The sequence below is a fragment of the Pseudomonas sp. 2822-15 genome, from assembly GCF_002742515.1.
In the GTDB taxonomy this organism is placed as follows: Bacteria; Pseudomonadota; Gammaproteobacteria; order Pseudomonadales; family Pseudomonadaceae; genus Aquipseudomonas; species Aquipseudomonas salomonii.
In genome coordinates this window covers 110,144-131,902 of record NZ_LJRY01000199.1, presented here as the reverse complement: position 1 = coordinate 131,902, position 21,759 = coordinate 110,144, and the positions used below count along the sequence as shown (strand labels likewise).

Sequence of the window (21,759 nt, the reverse complement as noted above, 5' to 3'; positions counted from 1 at the left end):
TGTTAATTCCCACTTAATAAGATGGCGGCATAGTCGCGCCATGAATCGGATCACGGAGCGATCAGACACCAATCACTCTTAATGGGAATACTGCCATGAAACTTTCGACCTTGATGCTTGCCGGCCTGATGAGCCTGACCTCCGTAGCGGCCTTCGCAGAGGGCGGCTCAGAGCGCTCCAAGGAGTTTTATAACAACTTCGCCTTCACCCAGCAGCAAATTCACGGCACCACGGATAACACCGCACTGGCCGACGGCAAGAGTGTTAAGACCGAACAGTCCCGCGCGGAGCAACAACCTAACAGCTGATTTAATCTTTAGTTAATCCGCATGCCCCTGTGCCAATCCGCTCCTTTGGCAAAGGTTAATTTGGCGCCAGTTAATGGCGCCTTTTTTTATGCCGCCGATATTTATCGCCGTGATTAAAGCGCTTTGCTCCAAAACAGCATGCGGCCATGGGCGGGATCAAAGATCGAATCATCAAAACCGAACTTGCGATAGGCCGCTTGCGCCACGTCATTGCCTTCGAGCACCTCCAGGGTGATCTTGCAGCAACCGCGCTGACGGGCGATCTCCTCGACCTTGAGCAGCATTTTCTGGCTAAGCCCCAGGCCACGAAACTGATTCATCACCGCCACATCGTGCACGTTGATCAACGGGCGGCAGGCAAACGTCGAGAACCCTTCGAAGCAATTGACCAGACCCGCCGGCTCCCCGCCGACAAACGCCAATACGCTGAATGCGTGGGGGCGCTTGGCCAGTTCGGCTGGCAGTTGCAGCAACAGATCGGCCGGCAGCGCGTGGCCGCCGCCCATTGGGTCTTCAGCGTAATGGTTGAGCACCAAGCCAATGGCGTCAGCGTGCACAGGGTTGGTGTAGCTGGCTTGCAGCACCAGGATGTCTGGGGTATCCATTTCCTTCCTCAATCACGACAACAAGGGAGTCTGTTCCCTTTGAGAGGATGATTGTAAGCGGGGAGCCAGTCGCAGATGAAGGAGATTAGCTACAAATACCTGACGGAAATGACGAGGCTTGTGCCGCCCAACAAGCGCTTCTGGCCTGGGATATTTCCTAGGCGCCGAACCGCTGCAGTTGCATTTCTTGTAAACGGCTCAGGGTGCGCCGGAACGCAAACTCCAGATAACCCTCGGTGTAAAGGCTTGCCAACGGCACCTGTGCCTCGATAAACAACGGCACCTTGCGGTCATAGCATTCATCGACCAGTGCGATGAAGCGCCGCACACTGTCATCGTGTACCGACAATTCAGGCAGCTCTCGATCCCCCGCCACCACACGTTGAGCCGCATCCTCGGTGCCACGGGCAATCCGCGCCGGGCGTTTTTGTGCGCTCAGGTTGGGCACCTCGCCCAGCAGGATCGCCTTGTAGCGATCGCACAGCAGCATGAAGTCCATCGCCGCCAAAGGCTGCTCGCACAGATCGGCGTAACGACACCAGAGTACCGAATCGCAGGACTGTACCGCCGTGATCGAGCGAAAACCGACGGCGACCGCCCCGCAGCTGACCACCTGCCCTTGACTCAATTGCTTGAACACCGAAGCGAGTGCCTCCGGTTGATTCACCCAATAGCGCTGCAACCCCACACCAGGGTGCAAACGGTGATCTTCACCGCCGTCTACCGCCACCACGTGCATATGCCGCTTGATAGCCTCGATGCCCGGCACGAATCGCTCGCGGTTGAAGCCGCCCGCGTACAGCTCGTCCGGCGGTTGGTTGGAGGTGCAGACCATGACCACGCCTTCCTCGAACATCACCTGGAACAGGCGGCCGAGAATGATCGCATCACCAATGTCGTTGACGAACAGCTCGTCGAAACACAGCACGCGCACCTCCCGGCTGAGTTCCCGCGCCAAAGCCTGCAAGGGATCCTGGATGCCGCTGAGCTGGAAAGACCGCTGATGCACCCAGCCCATGAAGTGATGAAAATGCTGGCGCCGCGCGGGAACGCGCAGGCTCTGATAAAACTGATCCATCAGCCAGGTCTTGCCCCGGCCCACCGGCCCCCACAGGTATACCCCGGGAATCGGCGAGCGGCCTTGGTGCAGGGCCTCAAAGCAGGTTTGCAGGGCTTGTACCGCGCGGCGCTGGGCGTCGTCGGGCACGAAGCCTTGCTGGGCGATGGCGTGTTGGTAGGCGGCGAGCGGCGAGTCGAAAGTCATGCCTGCCAGTATGACTTACAGCGAGATATCCAGCCGTGAAATCTTGCCCTGCTCGTTCAGGCGGAAGGTATAGCGCAGCTCCAGTGGGCTACCGGGGAAATTGCCCGAGACCCGGTTACTGACCAATACCTTGCCGGTGCGGTGCTGCACGTTGAGCACTTCTACACGGGGCTGATAGCGCCGCCCGGTGTCTTCGACCCAGCGGGCAATGGCTGTCGGACCGACCTGATGCTCGCCTTCATCGAACACATTGGCATCGTCGGCAAAGTACTGGGCAATAGCAGAGGTGTCGCCGGTATTGGTCGCGGTTATGTAGGCTGCAATGGCAGGGGCCAACGCTGGAAATGACATGGCACAGCTCCTTTTTAGTGATTTATGGCGCCATGCTAAGCCAGCCCTGTGTCAGTTTTTGTCAGGAGTAAAGGGTCCTGAATCGTTTTGTTCCATCAACTTGCGCCAGCCGCGCAGCAGGTCGCTGCGCCGGCCAGGGTAACGCTCACCGTGGGCGTCAGCTGCGGCCACCCGGTCGGTGCGAAACGTACGATAGGCACCACGCAACTCGCACCAGGCCACGATCACACGCACCTCATTGAGAAACCCCAATGCCAGCGGCCAGATCAGCCGCTGGCTCTGGGTTTGGCTGGCGTCGGCATAATCGATATGCAGCTTGGCCTGGTTGCGAATCGCCTCACGAAACACATTCAGCGGCACGCGGTTTTCCGGGTAGCCAAACCCCGGCGGCCCTGGCAGCAGCGTGGGGTTACGCAAGGCTTCCTGCGCCGCCGGGTCGAGCACATCGGCAATTTTTGCCAAGGCATTGGCCGCCGCACGGCTGAGCACGTCATCGCCGCGCTGGTCCACATAACGCAAGCCCAGCACGATGGCTTCGGTTTCCTCGGCGTTGAGCATCAATGGCGGCAGGAACAGCCCACTGCGCAACACATAGCCCACCCCGGCCTCACCAAAAATCGGCGCGCCGAGGGCCGTCAACTCAGCGATATCGCGATACAGCGTGCGCTCGGACACTTCCAGTTGCTCAGCCAGTACGGCCGCGGTTACCGGGCGCTTCTTGCCCCGCAGGGCCTGCAACAAGGTCAGTAAACGAGTAGTGCGCGACACGTGGACCCCGCCGAAACAGCCAAAAGTGCCGCAGCTTAGCAGAGCCTCCTGTCAGAAAACGTCAGCAGTATTTATCTCGGAGCGCTTCGCACTCGACCAAGGCGCAGACATACCGCGACCACCGGTTATTTGAGACAAAAAAAACGGCCTGAACAGGCCGTTTTTTTTATGCGCCCAACTTTTATGCAAGGCTCTTGCTGACCACCTCGAACACATCGCTCGACAGCTCGCCGGAGGCGCGAATGCGCTCCAGCTCCGCCTTCATCAGCGCCTGACGGGCGCTGTCGTATTTACGCCAGCGGGTCAACGGCGCCAACTGGCGCGAAGCGATTTGCGGGTTGAAGCCATTGAGCTGGATCACCAGGTCCGCCAGGAAGCGATAACCCGAGCCGTCCGCCGCATGGAAGTTGATCAGGTTCTGCCCGGCAAAGGCGCCCACCAGTGCACGCACCTTGTTCGGGTTCTTGATGTTGAACGCCGAGTGTTCCATCAACGCTTTGACCCGCGCCAACCCGCCCGGCAACGTGCTGCCCGCCTGTACGCTGAACCACTGGTCCATGACCAACGGGTTATCCTTGAAGTTCTCGGCAAACACCGCCAGCGCCTGGGCTTTTTCCGCTTCGAACGGCGAGTTCACCAACACCGCCAATGCCGTGAGGCGCTCGGTCATGTTGTCGCTGGTGTCGAACTGATCCAGGGTGGCGGCCAACACTTCGGGTTTGCCGCTGAGCATCAGGTACGACAGCGCAATGTTCTGCAAGGCGCGCCGGGCAAAGTGCTCGGCCGCCGCCACATAAGGCGTCTGCTTGGACAGCTCGCGATTGGCCTGGTAACGCAGCCACAGCGCTTCGAACAGGTTGTCGGCCAGTTGCTTGCGGGCGTACTCACGGGCGGCGTGGATAGCCTCCACATCCGCCACTTCGCTGATTTCCGTGAGGTAGGCTTCGCTTGGCAGCGAGAGCATTTCGGCGACCATGGCCTGGTCCAGGCTTTCATCGCTCAAGACCGTGCGCAGTGCGTCGATCAGGCGCTGGTCGAGCTTCAACGCCTGCCCCGCCTGGTGCTGGGCGATCAGCTCCTGCAACACTTGCACCGACAATTGCTGGCCGGCATCCCAGCGATTGAAACCATCGCTGTCGTGCTGCATCAGGAACATCAGCTGGTCGCGGTTGTACGGGAAGCTCAGTTTCACCGGCGCGGAGAAGCCACGCAGCAGCGAAGGCAACGGCTTTTCGGCGATATCGACGAAGGTGAAAGTCTGCTCGGCCTCTGTCACCGAAATCACCCGTGACGTGCCGCCAGCTGCCGCTTCACCGGCCAGGCGCAAGGCGACAGCGGCGCCCTGCCCGTCCAACAAGCCCAACTCCACCGGAATCACGAACGGCAGTTTCTCAACCTTGTCCGGCGTTTCCGGGCAGCTTTGACGGAACGTCAGGCTGTAGGTTTTGGCGGCGGCATCAAACGACTCGCTCACCGCCAGACGCGGGGTACCGGCCTGGCTGTACCAGCGTTTGAACTGGCTGAGGTCGGCACCGTTGGCGTCTTCCATGGCCTTGATGAAGTCGTCGCAGGTCACGGCCTGGCCGTCATGGCGCTCGAAGTACAGGTCGCTGCCTTTACGGAAGCCTTCAGCGCCGAGCAAGGTGTGGATCATGCCGACCACTTCCGAGCCCTTTTCGTACACGGTCAGGGTGTAGAAGTTGGAGATCTCGATAAAGCTGTCCGGGCGCACTGCGTGGGCCATCGGGCCGGCGTCTTCGGCGAACTGATGGGTGCGCAGGTACGCCACATCCTGGATGCGCTTGACCGTGGCCGAGTTCATGTCGGCGGAGAAGCCCGAGTCACGGAACACGGTGAAGCCTTCCTTGAGCGACAGCTGGAACCAGTCGCGGCAGGTCACGCGGTTGCCCGACCAGTTGTGGAAATATTCGTGGGCAACAATCGCCTCGACACGCTGGTGCGCGGCGTCGGTGGCGGTTTCGGCGCGGGCCAGCACGGCGCTGGAGTTGAAGATATTGAGGCCCTTGTTCTCCATGGCTCCCATGTTGAAGTCATTCACGGCGACGATCATGAAGATATCGAGGTCATACTCGCGGCCGTAGGTTTCTTCGTCCCAGCGCATGGATTTTTTCAGGCTGGTCATGGCGTGCTGGCACTTGTCGATGTTTTCCGGCTCGACGTAGATGCGCAGCGCCACTTCGCGGTTGGTCATGGTGGTGAAGCTGTCTTCAACGCACCACAAATCGCCGGCCACCAACGCGAACAGATAGGCCGGTTTCTTGAACGGGTCTTCCCAGGTCGCCCAGTGGCGGCCGTCTTCACCAGGGCCGCTGGCAATCGGGTTGCCGTTGGACAGCAGCACCGGGTAGCGGTGTTGCTCGGCGATCACCGTGGTGGTGAAGGTGCTCATTACGTCCGGGCGGTCGAGGTAATACGTGATCTTGCGGAAACCTTCGGCCTCGCACTGGGTGCAGAACATGCCGCCGGATTTGTACAGGCCTTCCAGGGCGGTGTTGGTTTCCGGGTGGATACGCACGCTGGTGTCGACCGTGAAGGTTTCGCGGGTCGGGTGCAGGGTCAGGTGGCTGTCGGTCAACTGGTAGTCGGCCTCGGTCAGCTCCTTGTCACCCAGGTTGACCGTCAACAGCTCCAACTGCTGGCCATCGAGCACCAGCGGCGGCAGGCCGGGCCCGCGCTCAGGGTTGCGGCGCATCACCAGCTGCGCATGGACCAGGCTGTGGTCCTCGAACAACTCGAAGGTCAGGTGCGTCTCTTCGATCAGGTAGTCCGGCGCCTGATAGTCCTTCAGGTAGATCATCTTCGGTTGTTCGGTGCGCATGGATAGCATCCTTTTTACTGATGCACGGCGAGCTGGTAGGCCGTGTACTTACGAATGTTGATAACGCCGGTGTCGAAGATCAGGTATTGGCCCTTGATCCCCAGCAACGTGCCTTCGGCAATCGGGTTCTTGTCCAGGTTGAAGCTGACGATCTTGGCCGGGTATTGCTCGACCGGGTAACGAATCTCGATCGGCTCAATGTCGGTCACCGGTTGGATGGCCTGCAAGCCAAAGCGTTCCTGCAAACCCAGCAGGCCCCCGGCGCAGCTGGCGAACAGCTCATCGCGTACCTGCTTGAGGTCCACCGATTGCGCATCGCCCTTGAGTAAAGCACGCCAGTTGGTTTTATCGGCCACTTGGCTGCGAAACAGGTCTTCAACGAAACCGGATTGCTGACGGGTCGCCACGCGCATGATCGGCAGCGCCTGGCTGGCGCCCTGGTCGAGCCAGCGGGTCGGCAACTGGGTAGCGCGGGTGATGCCGACCTTGATGCCCGACGAATTGGCCAGATACACCACGTGGTCGGTCATGCAGAATTGTTCGCCCCAGCCCGGATCACGGCAGGTGCCGGCGTCGTAATGGCAACGCTCGGGGCTCATGATGCACAGGTCACACTGGGCCAGTTTGGTCATGCACGGGTAGCAATAACCCTGGCTGAAACTGGTCTTGGTCTTGCGGCCGCAATGGCTGCAATGGATGGCACCGAGGTACTCCAGGCGCACGTGGGTACCGATCAACGGGTTGACCGGCACCTCGGTGTCGCCCAGGCGAAACGCATATTGAACAGTCGGCTCACCGAGTTGCGCCGACATTTTGTTGACTGCACCGCGACCAATTTCAATCAATGGATCGCATCCGACTTGAACAGAATGTTCGGCACCGGCGCCGACTTCGACGCGCATTCCTGCGGGCCCATGTAGCCGGTGCGCTGCTCCTCGGGCAGGTTCTGGATTTCCCAGGCGATCACCGCTTGCAGCGACAGCTCACGCTGTTCGGCGGTGAGCTTGCGGCCATCGGACCACTTGCCGATTTCCACGGCCAGCTTGAGGCTCTCGTAGATGTCCGGGGTGATGTTTTCGATCATTTCAGCAAAAGAGGACATAAGGCTCTTCCTTATCAAATAGAGGCTTTGCGGCGGTTGTACAACCCGCCCAGCAAACCCGTCAGGCAACCGATGACCAAGCCGCTCAGGTGAGCCGCGTTGGCGATTTCGCCGAAACCGATCATCGAGATCAGCCCCGACATGCACAGCACCAGCCATATCAGCATCATCGCCAGCACGCCGCGCGGCAGGCGATAAGCCGGGTTGGGCGACAACAATTGGAAGATCCAGCAATGTCCGAGCAAGCCATACAACACGCCGGACAGGCCGCCAAACAGGCTCGGGCCGCCATAGGCGTATTGCGCATAATTGGACACCAGGCTGAACAACAGGGTCAGGCCCAGCAGGTTGATACTGCCCTGGCGCACTTCAATGCGCCGCCCCAGCTCCCAGTACCACATGCCGTTCATGGCCAGGTGCAGGATGCCGAAGTGGATCAGCATCGGCGTGACCAGCCGCCACCACTGCCCCGACGCCATGGTCTCGGCAAACGGGGTGAACTGGATGTAGTCGCCCATCACGTGAAACGGCAGGAAGGTCAGCCAGCTCATGGTCTGCAGGTTTTCACCCAGCAAGGTCACTGCGCCGACAATCATGCTCGCCAGCAGCACCAGCGCCGTCACCGGGCTGAAACGCACTTGCTGAACAAAGCTTGGCCGCTTAACCGGCGCCTGCTCGGGAATATCCAGTTGCTGGTCCGGATCACCGGCGGGAAAGCGTTGATACAACACTTGTACGTCGGCACTGATGTTCTCGGGCACCCACAATACTTGCTCGCCTGCTTCTTCACTGACGCGATGGGGCACTTGCATGCGTTGCAGCAGTTTGACGAAACCGCCCAGGTCGACACTCAGCGGCAAGCGCAATACAGCTACGGAACTCATGCAATCACCTCAGGCCGCTCAACGTCGACCCATACAAATTTACGCGGATCCAGGCGTGTTTCCTGGTCCAGTCGGTACGCCACCAGCTTGCCGTACAGCACCGCGCTGTAGTCCAGGCAGGCCAGGTTGTCGCGGATCGGCGCCGGTTTGCCGCTGCGCCAGTAATGGCCGACGAACAGCAACGGTTCGTCGACGCCATAACGCAGCAGGGCATTTTTTTCGGTCGACGACAACGGCGTGCGCGCCACCGGCTCCGGCAGTGCATCGGGTTGAAACACGATATCGCCGTAGGTTTTCGGGTCGTCTTCCCAGAACTTGGTGCGGAAAAATGAGCGCGTCAGGCCATCGCCACCCGTGAGCGTCAAACCGTCCGGCAGGCGCATGTCGGTGCCGCGCAGCAGGCGGTCGAAGGCGTTGCAGGCAAAGCTGCCCGGCACGGCGGCCGCCTGCAAAAAGTGCTGGTCGATGCAGCCATCCGGGAACGTTGCGCGCAGCGGCTGGATAAAGCCTTCGTCCCAGCACGCATGCACCACGCGAAACCGCCCGGCGTCGACAAACAGCGGCATGTCGTAGAACCAGCCGAGGAAGTCGTGCCAGTCGGCCGGGTGGTGCTCGAACTGGGTCAGGGTTTCGTGGATCAACCGCGCATGGCGTGGGTTGTGCTCGCGCACGAACTGCTTGCCACTGCCCGGCGGCGCCGGTGTGGTCCAGCCCAGCGCATTGAACTCGTGGTTGCCCATGATGCACAGCGCCTGGCCGGCCTCGGTCATATCGTGGACGATATGCAGCGCCTCGCGGATGCGCGGCCCACGGTCGATGATATCGCCGAGGAACACCGCCATACGCGTCGGATGGCGCCAGGTTCCAGCCTGTTTTTGGTAGCCCAGCCGGTCGAGCAAGTGCTCAAGGGTATGAGCGCAACCGTGCACGTCACCGATCAGGTCATAGCTACGCGCGGGATCGAGCATCAGTCGCCTCCACCCCCCAAGCGGCTGCCCCAGCCCAGCTTGGTGCGGCACACTTCGTAGTAGTTGTGGTCCAGCGGGTGGATCAACCGCAACTTCTGTGCCTTTTTGCTCACGGTGATGGTGTCACCGGGGGCGCAGGTGAAATGGTTCTGCCCGTCGCAGGAGACTTGCGGGTAGATCTGCATATCTTTGGACACCACAATTTTCAGCTCACTGTTGCCATCGACCACAATAGGCCGGCTGGACAACATATGGGGGTACATCGGCACGATCACAATGGCGTCGAGCTTGGGGTGCATGATCGGGCCGCCGGCCGACAGCGCGTACGCAGTGGAGCCGGTCGGCGTGGCCACGATCAGCCCGTCGGCCTTCTGGCTGCACACGAACTGGCCGTCGATATACAACTCGAACTCGATCATCCGCGTGGATTTGCCGGGGTGCAGCACCACGTCATTGAGCGCGTCGCCCTGGCCGATGGCCTCGCCATGGCGGCGCACTTCGGCTTGCAGCAGGAAGCGGTTTTCCACCAGGTAATGGCCGTCGAGCACCTTGGCGACTTCGACTTCCAGGTCATCCGGACGGATATCCGTGAGAAACCCCAGGCTGCCACGGTTGATCCCCAGCACCGGCACGTTGTGCCGCGCCAGGGCACGGGCGGCGCCCAGCAGGCTGCCGTCGCCGCCGACCACAATCACCATGTCACAAACTTCGCCGAGCATCTTGCGCGAGGAAGTTTGCAGGCCGTGGCCGGGGAGGATTTCGGCGATGGTGTCTTCGAGGATCACATGCAGGTGGCGTTCCAGCAGGAACTTTTTCAGTCGGCGGACGGTGTCCAGCACCTGAGTACTGCCCAGGCGACCGATAATGCCGATATTGCGAAATTGCTCCATGGGGCTCCTGCGGGATGTGGGGTGTGGCGAAAAGAACGATTATGGGCGAAAGGCCGCGTCAGGCAAAACCCTTTGTCGCCTCAAGGCCTTGATGACAATGGTTCTCAGCCACCCGTAGGCGCTCTAAAAGGCTATGCTCGGACCATGACTGTGTTCCCCGCCCTGCTCAACCTGCCCCGCCAATTACGGCACCCCGAGGTGCGCGACCTGGCGTGGGTGATGCTCGCCCCACCGATGCTTGCGCAAACGCCCTGGCCCCAGCGCCATCCGCTGGCCGGCAGCGACTGGGTGCAGGCGCCGCACCGGCTCGAACAGTGGTTACGCACCCTCGACCAGGACAGCAGCGCCTTGCAGCACTGGCTCAGCCTTTCGCGCACGCGGCGCCTGGGCCTGTACTACGAACGCCTGTGGCAATTTGCGGTGCGGCATGCGCCGGGTGTGGAGTTGCTGGCCGCCAACCTGCCGATCCGCCGCGCCGGGCATACGCTGGGTGAGCTGGACATGCTAGTGCGCGACCGCGACGGTGTGCACCACCTGGAACTGGCGATCAAACTGTATTTGGGGCCGCAGGACGGCAACGGCCAGGACCCCGCGCAATGGCTCGGCCCCGGCTGTCATGACCGGCTGGACCGCAAGCTCGCGCACCTGGCCCAGCATCAATTGCCGATTTCAGCCCGCCCGGAGAGCCGCGAAGCCCTGGCGGCGCTGGATATTGCGCAGTTCGATGCACATTTGTGGCTGGGCGGGTATTTGCTCTATCCATGGCCCGGCACCGCCGAATCCCCGCTGGGCGTCGACCCACAGCACCTGCGCGGGCGCTGGCTGCATCAGCGTGACTGGCGCGATTTCGTCAGCCAGAGCCCGCCAGGGCGCTGGCAACCCCTGCCTCGGCATGCCTGGCTGGCGCCGGCGCATTACCCGGCGGATCAGGTGTGGAGCGAAGACCAGATGCAAGCCTGGCTGGCAGACCTGGACCCGATGGCGCCGGCCCAGTTGCTGGTGCGACTGGTGCAGACGGGAGAAGACTGGGAAGAAGCCGAACGTTTGTTCCTCGTTGCAGACCTGTGGCCAAACGTCCCGGGCATTACTTGAGCTTCAAGTGGCGTGCATACCAGGGCCGTTTCGGCACGCGCTTGAACAAGCCCTGCAATCCTTCGTCTTCGGCGAAGGTGATGCGCAGCGCCAGCTTCATGGTCTCCGGGTCCATCTCCATCGACCGCCCCATCTGCAGCCCCGGCGTGGTGCTGCAACCGTGGGTGTCCGGCCCCAGCCACGGGTCAGCGACTTCCACCCAGCGGCCCTGGGCAAACCAGTTAACCCCGTTGACCTGCAGCCGGCTGACCTCGCCTGGATTGAACCGCTCATGGGCGCGAAACCAGTCCTCGATGCGATCATCGATCCAGCCGTGAAAGTGCCAGAACACCGGGTTTACATGGGATGAGAACGGGTCGCCCAGGAAGTCGTTCTCCGGCGCGTACCAACGCGCGGCAAAGTCCGCCGGGTCACGGGCGAACGGCACCGGCGCGCCGTTGGACGGGTCGCGGGGCACCGATGCCCAGCGCATGTGCAACCAGTCGTGCAGGCCCAGCTCCATCTCGGAGCCCAACTGGCCCAAGGTCAGCTTGGCCAGGTAACGCGGGTCACGGTACTGCGACTCCCACACCTGGAAGTTGCTGTGGTAGGTCTCGGCTGCCTTGATATCGCTGACCCATTGGGTGTAGTCGCTGTCATCGGGTGCCGACCAACAGGGCGGCAGCGCAAAGCCGTCGTGGTTGTCGAAATAACGCAAAAACCCCAGGCGGTCGCGCTCCAGCGCCGGCTGTGGCTCCGGGAATTGCGGCCAGGATGGCAGCTCTTGCAGGGAGCGCGCAGTGCCGAGCATATGCCGGTGCATGAAAAAGAAGTCGATACCCGAACCGTTGCGGTCTTTGCGTTTGCCCCGTGCGTCGCGCTCCTGGCCGCGTGGGCCTGGTTGCCAGCCGATACCGCGCAGGGCATCACGTTTTTCCTCGGACAGCTTGTGCCATTGGTCGCGGGTGGCATGCCACAGCTGATGAAACAGCCGGTGTTCGGGGGCGATCAGCCACGCCAGCAGGGTCGGGTCAAGGCCGATACGCTGGCGCGCTTCGGGGAACAGCTGCTTGTGGGCGATAAAGCGGTTGTCGCGCTCGGTCAAGGCCAGGGGGCGTTCAAGGTCGAGAATCTGCCCGCTTAACGTGCTGCTGCCGGCATTGGCGAAGTCGGCCCAGACTTCGTCGAGGGTCATCTTGAACTCATAGGCCGGTGCGCCCTGCACAGCGTCGCGGTCGATCAGGCGCCAGTAGAGTACGGCGCCCTCGCCCGTCAGCAGATCACCGAGCACGCGGTAACGCGGTTCGCCCTCGGCACGCAGGTTTTCAGCGGTGTCCAGATAGCCGCGCAAGCCACGGCCGCGCGGGGCGATGTCGAGCAACAGCTGCAGGCCCTGCAGCGGCAAGCCCTTAAGGCCCGCATCGCGGCCTTCCAGGCGCAAGCTCCACACGCCGCGCAGGGTATCGGCCAAGTGTTGGCCGGCGGTGTCGGCCAGGTCCACCGTGGCCTCGCCCGGCGTGATCGGGAATGCTTCACGCGTCAGCTCGCGGTGGGCATAAAGGGCCGCGGGCACGGCAGCGCCGGTCAGCGCCAGGCCGGCGATGAAGCCACGTCGAGAGAGGGTCATTGTCTACCTTAGGAAACAGCTTGATCAGAGCTAGAACGTTGACGGCCGCGAGAAATTTAGCGGTGCCGCGCCCAGGCCTAAATTTCCCCGGCCATGGCTCGTTCTTTCCTGATAGCAAAGGCCTCAACTGACTGAGATGGCAATGACAAAACCACGTTCGAAAAAGGCGCTGTATATCGGCCTGCCGCTGGCACTGGCCATCGGCGCCGGGGCCGGTTTCCTGGTCTGGGATCACTGGTTCAAAGGCAATGCCGGCTACCCGCTGGAGGTGATCAAGCAGGCCAATGAAATGCAGGACCGCTTGTTGTCGTTCGACAGCCATATCACCGTGCCCATGGATTTCGGCACGGCCGGCAACGAAGCCGACAAGGATGGCAGCGGCCAGTTTGACCTCGCCAAGGCGGCACGCGGGCGCTTGTCGGGCGCGGCCCTGACGATTTTCGGCTGGCCGGAAATCTGGAATGGCCCCAACGCACCACACAAACCCACCGACGGCTTTGTCGAGGAGGCCCGTCACGAGCAGGAGGTGCGCTACAAGATCATCTCCGGCATGGTGCGCGACTTCCCCAACCAGGTCGGCATCGCCTACACCCCGGACGATATGCGGCGCCTGCATGGCGAAGGCAAGTTTGCGATCTTTATCAGCATGCTCAACGCCTACCCGCTGGGCGACGACCTCAACCAGCTGGACCTGTGGGCCGCACGCGGCATGCGCATGTTCGGCTTCAGCTATATCGGCAACAACGCCTGGTCCGACTCGTCACGCCCGCTGCCTTTTTTCAATGACACCACCGACGCACTTGAAGGGCTGTCACCCATCGGCCAACAAGCCGTGCACCGCCTCAATGACCTGGGCGTGATCATCGATGTGTCGCAGATGTCGACCAAGGCGCTGGAACAAGTCGCGCAATTGAGCCGCACCCCGATGATTGCCTCGCACTCGGCGCCGCGTGCCTCGGTGGATATCCCGCGCAACCTCAGCGACAAAGAACTGCAACTGATCAAAAACAGCGGCGGCGTGGTGCAGGTGGTGGGCTTCCCGGCCTATTTGCGCCCATTGAGCCAACCCACTCAGGACAAGCTCAACACCTTGCGTGCGCGCTTCGATTTGCCGCCGCTGCCCAACCTGGCCATGGCCTTGATGCCCGGCGACGCCATCATCGCCGCCTGGTCCGAGCAGAAGTTCGGCCAGTACGCTCAAGGGCTGTACGCCATTCTTGAGGAAGAACCCAAGGCCACCCTCAAGGATTGGGGCGATGCCATCGACTACACCGTGCGCAAGATCGGCATCGACCACGTCGGCATCGCCTCGGACTTCAACGACGGCGGCGGCATCCAGGGCTGGGAGAACGTCGGCGACGTGCGCAATGTCACCGCCGAACTGATCCAGCGCGGCTACTCCGAGGCCGACATCGCCAAGCTGTGGGGAGGCAACTTCCTGCGGGTGTGGGACCAGGTGCAAAAAGCCGCCAAGCCGTTGGCCAACCGCTAATTACCCAGAAGCCAGTCCATGACCGACCGCCGTACATTCCTCAAGCAGGCCGGGGTACTCGCCGCCAGCCTGCCTTTGGGCAGCGCATTGCTCGCGCACGCCCAGGCAGCCACTCAGGCGCCCGCCACCAACGACCCATGGACGGGTTTCAAACAGCTGTTCACTCAGGACCCGGACTACCTGCACTTTTCCAACTTCCTGGTGACCTCCCACCCACGCCCCGTGCGCGAAGCCATTGAGCGCTACCGCCAGCAGATCGACCGCAACCCCGGCCTGGCCATGGACTGGGGCCTGGAAGAAACCTGGAAACGTGAAGGTCAGGTGCGCGAATGGGCCGGTCGTTACCTGAACGCCCAGCCGGCGCAGATCGCGCTGACCGGCAGCACCTCCGAAGGCTTGGCGATGATCTACGGCGGAATCAAACTGCGCCCTGACCAGGAAATCCTCACCACCGAACACGAACACTACGCCACCCAGAACGTGCTGGATTTTCGCGTCGCCCGCCAGGGCACGCAGGTGCGGCGCATACGCTTGTTCGAGCGGGCCAGCCTGGTTTCCAGTGACGAAGTGCTGGGCAACATCAAGCGCGCCATTCGCCCCACCACTCGCGTGCTGGGCATGACCTGGGTGCAGTCCGGCAGCGGCGTGAAGCTGCCGATCGGCGAAATCGGCAAGCTGGTGGAGGAACTCAATCGCAACCGCGACGACAACGACCGCATCCTGTATGTGGTCGATGGCGTGCATGGTTTTGGCGTGGAAAACCTCGACTTCCCGGCCATGCGCTGCGACTTCTTTATCGCCGGCACGCATAAATGGATGTTCGGCCCACGCGGCACCGGGCTGGTCTGCGCCCGCGATGCCGAAAACAAATACGTCACGCCCATGGTGCCGACCTTCTCCGAAGACACCAATTTTGCTACCACCATGACGCCCGGCGGCTACCACGCCTTTGAACATCGCTGGGCGGCGGACGAGGCCTTCAAGCTGCACCTGCAACTGGGCAAGGCCCAGGTTGAGGCGCGCATCCACGCACTTAACAGCGAACTCAAAACCCAGTTGCTGGCGCATCCGCAGGTCGAACTGGTGACACCGCGCAGCGCCGACCTGTCGGCCGGCTTTACCTTCTTTCGGGTCAAGGACCAGGACAGCGAAGCGGTCGTCGCCCATATGCTGAAAAACCGCGTGGTGATCGATGCCGTCGACCGTGACGTTGGCCCGGTGATCCGCACTTCCCCCGGTTTGCTTAACAACACGGACGAAATCCAGCAGTTCATGGCCCTGTTGAGCCAACGCCTGTGATGCCCACTTTTTCCTTTGAACGAGATGCCCCCATGAATCCATCCCGACTCAAACCCCTGACCGCCCTGGCGCTGACGGCCCTGTGCACGGCATGGCTGCCCAACCTGGCGCAAGCCGCCACGCCACAACCCGGCAAAGTGTTCAAGGACTGCAAGGACTGCCCGGAAATGGTGGTGCTGCCCGCCGGCACTTTCACCATGGGCACGCCGGAAGACGAAGTCGGCCGCGAGCCCGATGAAGGCCCGATGCACGACGTGACCTTCGCCAAACCCTTTGCCATGAGCCGCTTCCACATCACCGCCGGCGAGTGGGACAGCTATATCCGCCAGACCGGCGTCAAGATCGCCGACGGCGACACCCGCCCCGGCCGCGAATGCATCGCCAGCAAGCCGCGCTACCCGCAAGGGCCACGCCAGCCGGCGGTGTGCATGGACATGGACGACATCAAAAATTACATCGCCTGGCTGTCGAAGAAAACCGGGCAGAAGTACCACATGGTCAGCGAAGCCCAGCGTGAATACGCCGCCCGCGCCGGCTCCACCGGGCCGTTCCCCTTCCCGTTCGACGAGGGCAAGGGCTACAGCATCGCCCAGCACGCCAACACCTACGGCCCGGCAGATGGCTACAGTTATTCCTCGCCGGTGGGCAGCTACCCGCCGAATGCATTTGGCATGTACGACATGCACGGCAATGTGTATGAGCGGGTGGCAGACTGTGAGCACCCCAACTACATCGGCGCTCCTACCGACGGCAGCGCCTGGCTGGAGCCCCACTGCGAGGGCTACCAGATCCGCGGCAATGACTGGGGCGAAGCGCCGGTATTCTCACGCTCCGGCAACCGCAACACCATCTACCCGCAAACGCGCGGGGACTGGATCGGGTTTCGGGTAGTGCGCGACCTTTAAGCAGCACATCGAGCAGAATGTGGGAGCTGGCTTGCCTGCGATGCAGACACCTCGGTACATCAGGTACACCGAGTTGATGCCATCGCAGGCAAGCCAGCTCCCACACTTGGATCGCCTTAAGCCTGCTTGGCCAACAACTCCAACCCTTCATGCAACGCCGGGAACAGGCTGTTATTGAAGTTGTTCCAGCGCAATTCGAGGATGGTGTCCTCAGGCGAAATCTCGGTTTTCAGCACGTCGTGGAACACTTCGCCCGAATCAATGCCGTTGTCCACGTAATGGAACGAAGCGCCGGTGAGGTACAGCGGTTCGCTGGCCTTGGTTTCTTTGGTCGCCCAATCCACAACGGTCTGCCCGCGCGCGCCGTACAAGGCATTCCAGGTGGCATAGGCGCCACGGCGCTCGTAAGGCGATTCAATACGGGTAATGCCTGGGTGGATGTTCATGATCCGCCGCGCAAACGGCGCGCCGGGCCGCACCAGCTCATCGAGGATCACCAACAGGCCGTCCAGCACCACGATGTCGGCCTTCAACTCCACCAGGGTGTCGTGCAGGCGACGTTCGAAATCCTGTTTGCCGGCGATGTGTTCCGCGCTGCCACGCGGCAGGCGGCGGTAGGTGGACGGCACGCTCAGCAGCAGGTCATTGACCAGGTTGCCCTGCACCCGCAGGTCCGCCGGGTAGAGCCACTGGCGGCCCGGCTGGTAGGCAAAGCCATAGTCGGCGACCAGCTGCTGGTCTCGTGGGTTGTGCTCATCATCGTCGTACACCACGCCGACCAGATTGTAAGCCTGGCCCAACGGTGTGTCGTTCAGCGACCCCACCAGAAACTCCAGCACCGACTTCATATAGCGCTCGTGGTCCTTGTAGGCCACTGGCTGGCCGGCCTTGTCGGCGGCAGCGTTTCTCAGGGACCAGACATACACCAGATTCTTTTTCGTCATTGTTTCGCTCTCGCTGGATAGATCAGGCACGCGCCAATACGCGTGCGCCTACACAACAAGAACGAACCAGCCTGTCGGCAATTTATCGACCCGCTCCACCGCCCGGCATGCCGCGCTAAATAGTCGCCCCGGCACTTCGTTTGTCATGGGTAAGGGTCTGTGTGCCCAGCCCCCTCTTTTCACTTTCCGGGAAGTATTTATGACCGACCCCAAGCGCGGCGCCTTTAACGGTTTGCTCGCATTGCTCAGGCCTTTTCGCACCATCGTGAGCGTCTCTGTCGCGCTGGGCATGGCCGGCGGCCTGGCCATCACATTGCTGCTGGCGACCATCAATAACGCCCTGCACTCTGCCACCGGCATGACCCAGGGCGTGGTCCTGACCTTTGCGGCGCTGTGCCTGTTGGCGCTGACCAGTTCGATCGTCTCGGATATCGGCACCAACTATGTGGGCCAACGGATCATTGCCGCCTTGCGCAAGGATCTCGGCGAGAAAGTGCTATCGGCGCCCATCGGGCAGATCGAACGCTACCGCTCGCACCGCCTGATCCCGGTACTCACTCACGACGTCGACACCATCAGCGATTTCTCCTTCGCGTTTACCCCGTTGGCCATCGCCAGCACGGTGACCCTGGGCTGCCTGGGTTACCTGGCCTACCTGTCGGTGCCGATGTTCCTGATGATGATCGTGGCCATTGTGATCGGCAGCAGCGTGCAATTCATCGCCGGCCACAAAGGCATTCGCGGCTTCGACGCAGCCCGTGACCTGGAAGACGAACTGCAGCGCTACTATTCGGCGATTGCCTCGGGCGCCAAGGAGCTGCGCATCCACCGGCCACGGCGCTACCGGATGAACACCCACCGCATCCAGGAAACCGCCGACCGGATCAGCGACATCCAGGTGCGCTCGGTGAATATTTACATCGTGGCCAAAACCTTTGGCTCGATGCTGTTCTTTGTGGTCATCGGCCTGGCCCTGGCCATGCAGGCCTACAGCCCCAACCCGGACCCGGCGGTGATCACCGGTTTCGTATTGGTGCTGCTGTACATGAAAGGCCCGCTCGAACACGTGATCGGTTACCTGCCGATCATCGGCAAGGCGCGCATTGCCTTTGCGCGCATCACCGAGCTGTCGGATCGCTTCTCGTCCCCCGAGCCGCATTTGTTGATGGACGGCAGTGAAGCACCGTCGCCGGTCGTCAACAGCCTTGAATTGCGCGGCGTCACCTACAGCCCACCGCCGGTGGAGGGCAGCGAGCCATTTCACCTGGGGCCGATCAACCTGAGCATCAAGCAGGGCGATATCGTGTTTATCGTCGGCGAGAACGGCTGCGGCAAGACCACGCTGATCAAACTGTTGCTGGGCCTGTATCAACCCGACGCCGGGGAAATCCGCCTCAACGGCGAAACCGTGACCGACCCGGTGCGCGATGACTACCGCCAATTGTTCACCACGGTGTTCGCCGACTATTACCTGTTCGACGACCTGGTCCAGGGCAGCGCCACGCAATCGCTGGACAGTGCCGCCAAGTACCTGGAGCGCCTGGAAATCGCGCACAAAGTCAGCGTCAAGGACGGCGTGTTCAGCACCACCGACCTCTCCACCGGGCAGCGCAAGCGCCTGGCGCTGGTCAATGCCTGGCTCGAAGAACGCCCGGTGCTGGTGTTCGACGAATGGGCCGCCGACCAGGACCCGGCCTTCCGCCGCGTGTTCTACACCGAGCTGCTGCCCGACCTCAAGCGCCTGGGCAAAACCATCATCGTGATCAGCCACGACGACCGCTATTTCGACATCGCCGACCAACTGGTGCGCCTGCGAGCGGGCAAGGTGGTGCACGAGATGGAACCGGCCTGAAGTTTTTTTTCCGGTTTTTGCGGATAGGAACGTCTCACTAGTGGTAATGAGAATTGACCTCAATAAACACTAAGTATTGCCCACTTAAAACATAGAAGAGAATGCATCCATGCCAGCAACGTTCGGTCTGAGTCCCTTGAGCAAGGCACTCTCCATGCGCCGCCTCTTGAATACCCCTCTGCTGCCAAGCGCGATTGCCCTGGCACTGGCACTGCCGGTCGCAGGTTATGTGCAGGCGCAGGAGGTCGAATTGAATGTGCCTGCACAGCCGCTGGGGAGCGCGCTTCAGGAGTTCGGTCGCCAGACCAACTTGCAGGTGCTCTACAGCCCGACCGACGTTGAAGGCAAACGCAGCCACGCGATCAAAGGCAAATTGCAACCTGGCCAGGCCATGACCACCTTGCTGTCCGGGACGGGCATCAGCTATGACCTGCAGGGCAGCTCATTCACCATCAGCGCGGCGAAAACGTCGGCACTGGAACTGGGCGCAACCCAGGTGACCGCCAACCAGTTGGGGACCATCACCGAAGGTTCCGGCTCCTACACCCCTGGCACCATCGCCACCGCGACGCGCATGGTGTTAAGCCCACGTGAGACGCCACAATCGATTTCCGTGGTGACCCGCCAGGCCATGGACGACTTCAGCCTCAAGTCGATCGACGACGTGATGCGTCACACACCGGGCATCACCGTTGCCACCTACGACAGCGAGCGCACCAGCTACTTCTCTCGTGGTTTCGCCATTCAGAACTTCCAGTACGACGGCATTCCGATCCTGCAGGACGCTCAGTATTCGTCGGGCCACACCTTGACCGATACCGTCATCTACGACCGCGTCGAGATTCTCAAGGGCGCCACCGGCCTGCTGACCGGCGCCGGCGGCCCGGGCGGCACCATCAACATGGTGCGTAAAAAACCCACCTCGGAATTCAAAGGCTATGTCGACCTGGGCGCGGGCTCCTGGGACAACTACCGCTCGGAAATCGACGTCAGCGGCCCGCTGACCGAGACCGGCAACGTGCGTGGCCGTGCCGTTGCGGCCTACCAGGACAAACATACGTTCCTCGATCACTACCAACGCCAGACCAACGTCTACTACGGCATTCTCGAGTTCGACCTGGCCCCGGACACGTTGCTGACCATCGGTGGCGACTATCAGGACAGCGACCCGCAGGGCTCCAGCTGGTCCGGTGCGGCCTCGCTGTTTGACTCTGCCGGTAACCATATCAGCACCCCGCGCTCCTTCAACAACGGCGCCAAGTACAGCAAGTGGAAGCAGTACACCCGCACCGCCTTCGCCACCCTGGAACACACGTTCGACAATGGCTGGGTCGGCAAGGCGCAGTACAACCACCAGATCAATGGCTACAAAGCCCCGTTGTCGGCCCTGCTGTCACCCAATGCCGAAACGGGCAAGGCACCGCTGCTGACCCGAACCTACAATGGTGAAACCACCAGCGACACGGGTGATCTCTACGCCACTGGCCCGTTCAGCCTGTTCGGTCGTGAGCATGAGCTGGTGGTCGGCACCTCGGTATCGCGCTCGCACTGGCTGGGCAGCGATTACACCAACGCCACCAACTATGACAACAGCCACGACTACTTCAACTGGGACGGCGACGCCCCCAAGCCGGACCGTGGTCCTCGAACCAAAAAGAACGACGAGCTGACCCGCCAGAGCGCCAGCTACATCACCGGGCGCTTCAGCCTGGCCGATGACTTGCACCTGATCCTCGGCACTCGGGTCAACAACTACGAAGTCAGCGGTACCAGCCAGGTCAAGGACACCGGCAAAGTAGTGCCGTACGCCGGCATCACCTATGACCTTAATGACAACTTCTCGGCCTACGCCAGCTTCACCGAAATCTACCTGCCACAGGACGACTATCGCGACCGCAACGACAAACCGCTGGAACCGGATGAAGGCAAGAACTACGAGATCGGGCTCAAAGGCGAATTCTTCGATGGCCGCCTGAACTCGAGCCTGGCCTACTTCGAGGTGCACGAGAAAAACCGCGCCGTCGACGACACCGATTACATCCCCAACAGCCACCCAGGGCTGGATTACGCCTCCAGGGGCACCGAAGCCAAGACCAAAGGCTACGAAGCGGAAATTTCCGGCGAGCTGGCGCCAGGCTGGCAGTTGCAGGCAGGCTATACCCACAAGATCATGCGCGACAAACAGGGTGAGAAGCTTTCCACCTGGGAACCGGAAGATCAGGTCAATATCTACACCAGTTACAAGCTGACCGGCCCACTCGACAAGCTGACCCTGGGCACCGGCGTGCGCTGGCAAGGTACCGGCTGGAAGCTGCTGAACAACTACGCCAAAGGTACCGAGGAAAACTTCTCCCAGGACCCACTCTGGATCGTCGACGCGATGGCCCGCTACCAGGTGACCGAGAACGTCTCGGCGACCCTCAACGTCAACAACATCTTCGACAAGAAGTACTACACCAACATCGGCTTCTACAACTCGGCTTACTACGGCGACCCGCGTAACGTCATGCTCAGCACCCGCTGGAACTTCTGATCCAGCCCAAGCCCCTGGTCATCGCTGATGGCCAGGGGCTTTTTGCTGCCTGCTAAA

At 61.5% G+C, this 21,759-nt stretch carries 19 protein-coding genes; 7 read left to right on the top strand and 12 right to left on the bottom strand.

The window, feature by feature from the left end; genetic code table 11:
• The first annotated feature begins 95 nt into the window (after nt 1–95).
• Nucleotides 96–308, top strand: coding sequence for a hypothetical protein (locus tag AOA59_RS19860; RefSeq protein ID WP_069787268.1), 213 nt, complete (start codon nt 96–98; stop codon nt 306–308).
• 113 nt (nt 309–421) lie between these two features.
• Here the strand turns inward: AOA59_RS19860 and AOA59_RS19855 are convergent, their stop codons facing one another.
• The 10 genes from AOA59_RS19855 to AOA59_RS19810 form a co-directional block, all read right to left on the bottom strand.
• Nucleotides 422–913 (bottom strand): GNAT family N-acetyltransferase, encoded by a 492-nt coding sequence (locus AOA59_RS19855; protein WP_065931278.1) that lies wholly within the window; start codon nt 911–913, stop codon nt 422–424.
• 157 nt (nt 914–1,070) lie between these two features.
• Nucleotides 1,071–2,177: a cell division protein ZapE gene (gene zapE / locus AOA59_RS19850; protein WP_099488814.1), complete on the bottom strand. Its 1,107-nt coding sequence runs from the start codon at nt 2,175–2,177 to the stop codon at nt 1,071–1,073.
• 15 nt (nt 2,178–2,192) lie between these two features.
• On the bottom strand, nt 2,193–2,528 hold the full coding sequence (locus AOA59_RS19845; protein ID WP_056860303.1) for a nuclear transport factor 2 family protein: 336 nt from the start codon (nt 2,526–2,528) through the stop codon (nt 2,193–2,195).
• 51 nt (nt 2,529–2,579) lie between these two features.
• Nucleotides 2,580–3,296, bottom strand: coding sequence for a YafY family protein (locus AOA59_RS19840; RefSeq protein ID WP_099488813.1), 717 nt, complete (start codon nt 3,294–3,296; stop codon nt 2,580–2,582).
• Nucleotides 3,297–3,477: 181 nt separating this feature from the next.
• The gene (gene pepN, locus AOA59_RS19835; RefSeq protein WP_099488812.1) at nt 3,478–6,135 is read right to left on the bottom strand and encodes an aminopeptidase N; all 2,658 of its coding nucleotides are present in this window, start codon (nt 6,133–6,135) and stop codon (nt 3,478–3,480) included.
• A 14-nt stretch (nt 6,136–6,149) separates the two neighbouring features.
• A complete protein-coding gene (locus tag AOA59_RS19830; RefSeq protein ID WP_099488811.1) occupies nt 6,150–6,980 on the bottom strand; it encodes a DUF2797 domain-containing protein in 831 nt (276 codons plus the stop codon).
• Nucleotides 6,977–7,237: a YeaC family protein gene (locus AOA59_RS19825; protein WP_017138108.1), complete on the bottom strand. Its 261-nt coding sequence runs from the start codon at nt 7,235–7,237 to the stop codon at nt 6,977–6,979. Before AOA59_RS19825 ends, AOA59_RS19830 begins: the two co-directional genes overlap by 4 nt.
• A gap of 14 nt (nt 7,238–7,251) precedes the next feature.
• Nucleotides 7,252–8,121: a rhomboid family intramembrane serine protease gene (locus AOA59_RS19820; protein WP_099488810.1), complete on the bottom strand. Its 870-nt coding sequence runs from the start codon at nt 8,119–8,121 to the stop codon at nt 7,252–7,254.
• Nucleotides 8,118–9,089 carry a metallophosphoesterase gene (locus tag AOA59_RS19815; RefSeq protein ID WP_065931285.1) on the bottom strand — a complete coding sequence of 324 codons (972 nt, stop codon included), beginning with the start codon at nt 9,087–9,089 and terminating at the stop codon, nt 8,118–8,120. The genes AOA59_RS19820 and AOA59_RS19815 overlap by 4 nt, the downstream gene beginning before the upstream one ends.
• Nucleotides 9,089–9,979, bottom strand: coding sequence for an NAD(+) kinase (locus AOA59_RS19810; RefSeq protein WP_010210870.1), 891 nt, complete (start codon nt 9,977–9,979; stop codon nt 9,089–9,091). The genes AOA59_RS19815 and AOA59_RS19810 overlap by 1 nt, the downstream gene beginning before the upstream one ends.
• Nucleotides 9,980–10,123: 144 nt before the next feature.
• On the opposite strand from AOA59_RS19810, the gene AOA59_RS19805 reads away from it, so the two are divergent.
• Nucleotides 10,124–11,071: a DUF1853 family protein gene (locus tag AOA59_RS19805; RefSeq protein WP_099488809.1), complete on the top strand. Its 948-nt coding sequence runs from the start codon at nt 10,124–10,126 to the stop codon at nt 11,069–11,071.
• On the opposite strand, the gene AOA59_RS19800 is transcribed toward AOA59_RS19805, so the two are convergent.
• Nucleotides 11,064–12,677 (bottom strand): twin-arginine translocation signal domain-containing protein, encoded by a 1,614-nt coding sequence (locus tag AOA59_RS19800; protein ID WP_099488808.1) that lies wholly within the window; start codon nt 12,675–12,677, stop codon nt 11,064–11,066. The genes AOA59_RS19805 and AOA59_RS19800 overlap by 8 nt on opposite strands.
• Before the next feature lie 142 nt (nt 12,678–12,819).
• Here AOA59_RS19800 and pvdM point away from each other — a divergent pair, with 142 nt between their 5' ends.
• From pvdM to AOA59_RS19785, 3 genes are read left to right on the top strand one after another with little or no spacing between them, the layout of a single operon-like run.
• Entirely contained in the window at nt 12,820–14,169 is a 1,350-nt protein-coding gene (gene pvdM, locus AOA59_RS19795) for a pyoverdine-tailoring dipeptidase-like protein PvdM (protein WP_099488807.1), read from the top strand.
• Nucleotides 14,170–14,187: 18 nt separating this feature from the next.
• Nucleotides 14,188–15,468 (top strand): aminotransferase class V-fold PLP-dependent enzyme, encoded by a 1,281-nt coding sequence (locus AOA59_RS19790; protein WP_099488806.1) that lies wholly within the window; start codon nt 14,188–14,190, stop codon nt 15,466–15,468.
• A gap of 32 nt (nt 15,469–15,500) precedes the next feature.
• Nucleotides 15,501–16,373, top strand: a complete 873-nt coding sequence (locus tag AOA59_RS19785; RefSeq protein ID WP_099488805.1) for a formylglycine-generating enzyme family protein — start codon at nt 15,501–15,503, stop codon at nt 16,371–16,373.
• 116 nt (nt 16,374–16,489) lie between these two features.
• Here the strand turns inward: AOA59_RS19785 and AOA59_RS19775 are convergent, their stop codons facing one another.
• Entirely contained in the window at nt 16,490–17,317 is an 828-nt protein-coding gene (locus AOA59_RS19775; RefSeq protein ID WP_099488804.1) for a N(5)-hydroxyornithine transformylase PvdF, read from the bottom strand.
• Nucleotides 17,318–17,516: 199 nt separating this feature from the next.
• On the opposite strand from AOA59_RS19775, the gene AOA59_RS19770 reads away from it, so the two are divergent.
• The gene (locus tag AOA59_RS19770) at nt 17,517–19,169 is read left to right on the top strand and encodes a cyclic peptide export ABC transporter (protein WP_099488803.1); all 1,653 of its coding nucleotides are present in this window, start codon (nt 17,517–17,519) and stop codon (nt 19,167–19,169) included.
• A gap of 154 nt (nt 19,170–19,323) precedes the next feature.
• The gene (locus AOA59_RS19765; RefSeq protein WP_099488802.1) at nt 19,324–21,702 is read left to right on the top strand and encodes a TonB-dependent siderophore receptor; all 2,379 of its coding nucleotides are present in this window, start codon (nt 19,324–19,326) and stop codon (nt 21,700–21,702) included.
• The last annotated feature ends 57 nt before the right edge of the window (nt 21,703–21,759 follow it).

Coding starts and splice junctions, on each gene's coding strand:
- AOA59_RS19775 (WP_099488804.1), bottom strand. CDS start 17,317: ATGACGAAAAAGAATCTGGTGTATGTCTGGTCCCTGAGAAACGCTGCC.
- AOA59_RS19815 (WP_065931285.1), bottom strand. CDS start 9,089: ATGCTCGATCCCGCGCGTAGCTATGACCTGATCGGTGACGTGCACGGT.
- zapE (WP_099488814.1), bottom strand. CDS start 2,177: ATGACTTTCGACTCGCCGCTCGCCGCCTACCAACACGCCATCGCCCAG.
- AOA59_RS19845 (WP_056860303.1), bottom strand. CDS start 2,528: ATGTCATTTCCAGCGTTGGCCCCTGCCATTGCAGCCTACATAACCGCG.
- AOA59_RS19855 (WP_065931278.1), bottom strand. CDS start 913: ATGGATACCCCAGACATCCTGGTGCTGCAAGCCAGCTACACCAACCCT.
- pepN (WP_099488812.1), bottom strand. CDS start 6,135: ATGCGCACCGAACAACCGAAGATGATCTACCTGAAGGACTATCAGGCG.
- AOA59_RS19800 (WP_099488808.1), bottom strand. CDS start 12,677: ATGACCCTCTCTCGACGTGGCTTCATCGCCGGCCTGGCGCTGACCGGC.
- AOA59_RS19860 (WP_069787268.1), top strand. CDS start 96: ATGAAACTTTCGACCTTGATGCTTGCCGGCCTGATGAGCCTGACCTCC.
- AOA59_RS19820 (WP_099488810.1), bottom strand. CDS start 8,121: ATGAGTTCCGTAGCTGTATTGCGCTTGCCGCTGAGTGTCGACCTGGGC.
- AOA59_RS19770 (WP_099488803.1), top strand. CDS start 17,517: ATGACCGACCCCAAGCGCGGCGCCTTTAACGGTTTGCTCGCATTGCTC.
- AOA59_RS19765 (WP_099488802.1), top strand. CDS start 19,324: ATGCGCCGCCTCTTGAATACCCCTCTGCTGCCAAGCGCGATTGCCCTG.
- AOA59_RS19805 (WP_099488809.1), top strand. CDS start 10,124: ATGACTGTGTTCCCCGCCCTGCTCAACCTGCCCCGCCAATTACGGCAC.
- pvdM (WP_099488807.1), top strand. CDS start 12,820: ATGACAAAACCACGTTCGAAAAAGGCGCTGTATATCGGCCTGCCGCTG.
- AOA59_RS19810 (WP_010210870.1), bottom strand. CDS start 9,979: ATGGAGCAATTTCGCAATATCGGCATTATCGGTCGCCTGGGCAGTACT.
- AOA59_RS19825 (WP_017138108.1), bottom strand. CDS start 7,237: ATGTCCTCTTTTGCTGAAATGATCGAAAACATCACCCCGGACATCTAC.
- AOA59_RS19790 (WP_099488806.1), top strand. CDS start 14,188: ATGACCGACCGCCGTACATTCCTCAAGCAGGCCGGGGTACTCGCCGCC.
- AOA59_RS19785 (WP_099488805.1), top strand. CDS start 15,501: ATGAATCCATCCCGACTCAAACCCCTGACCGCCCTGGCGCTGACGGCC.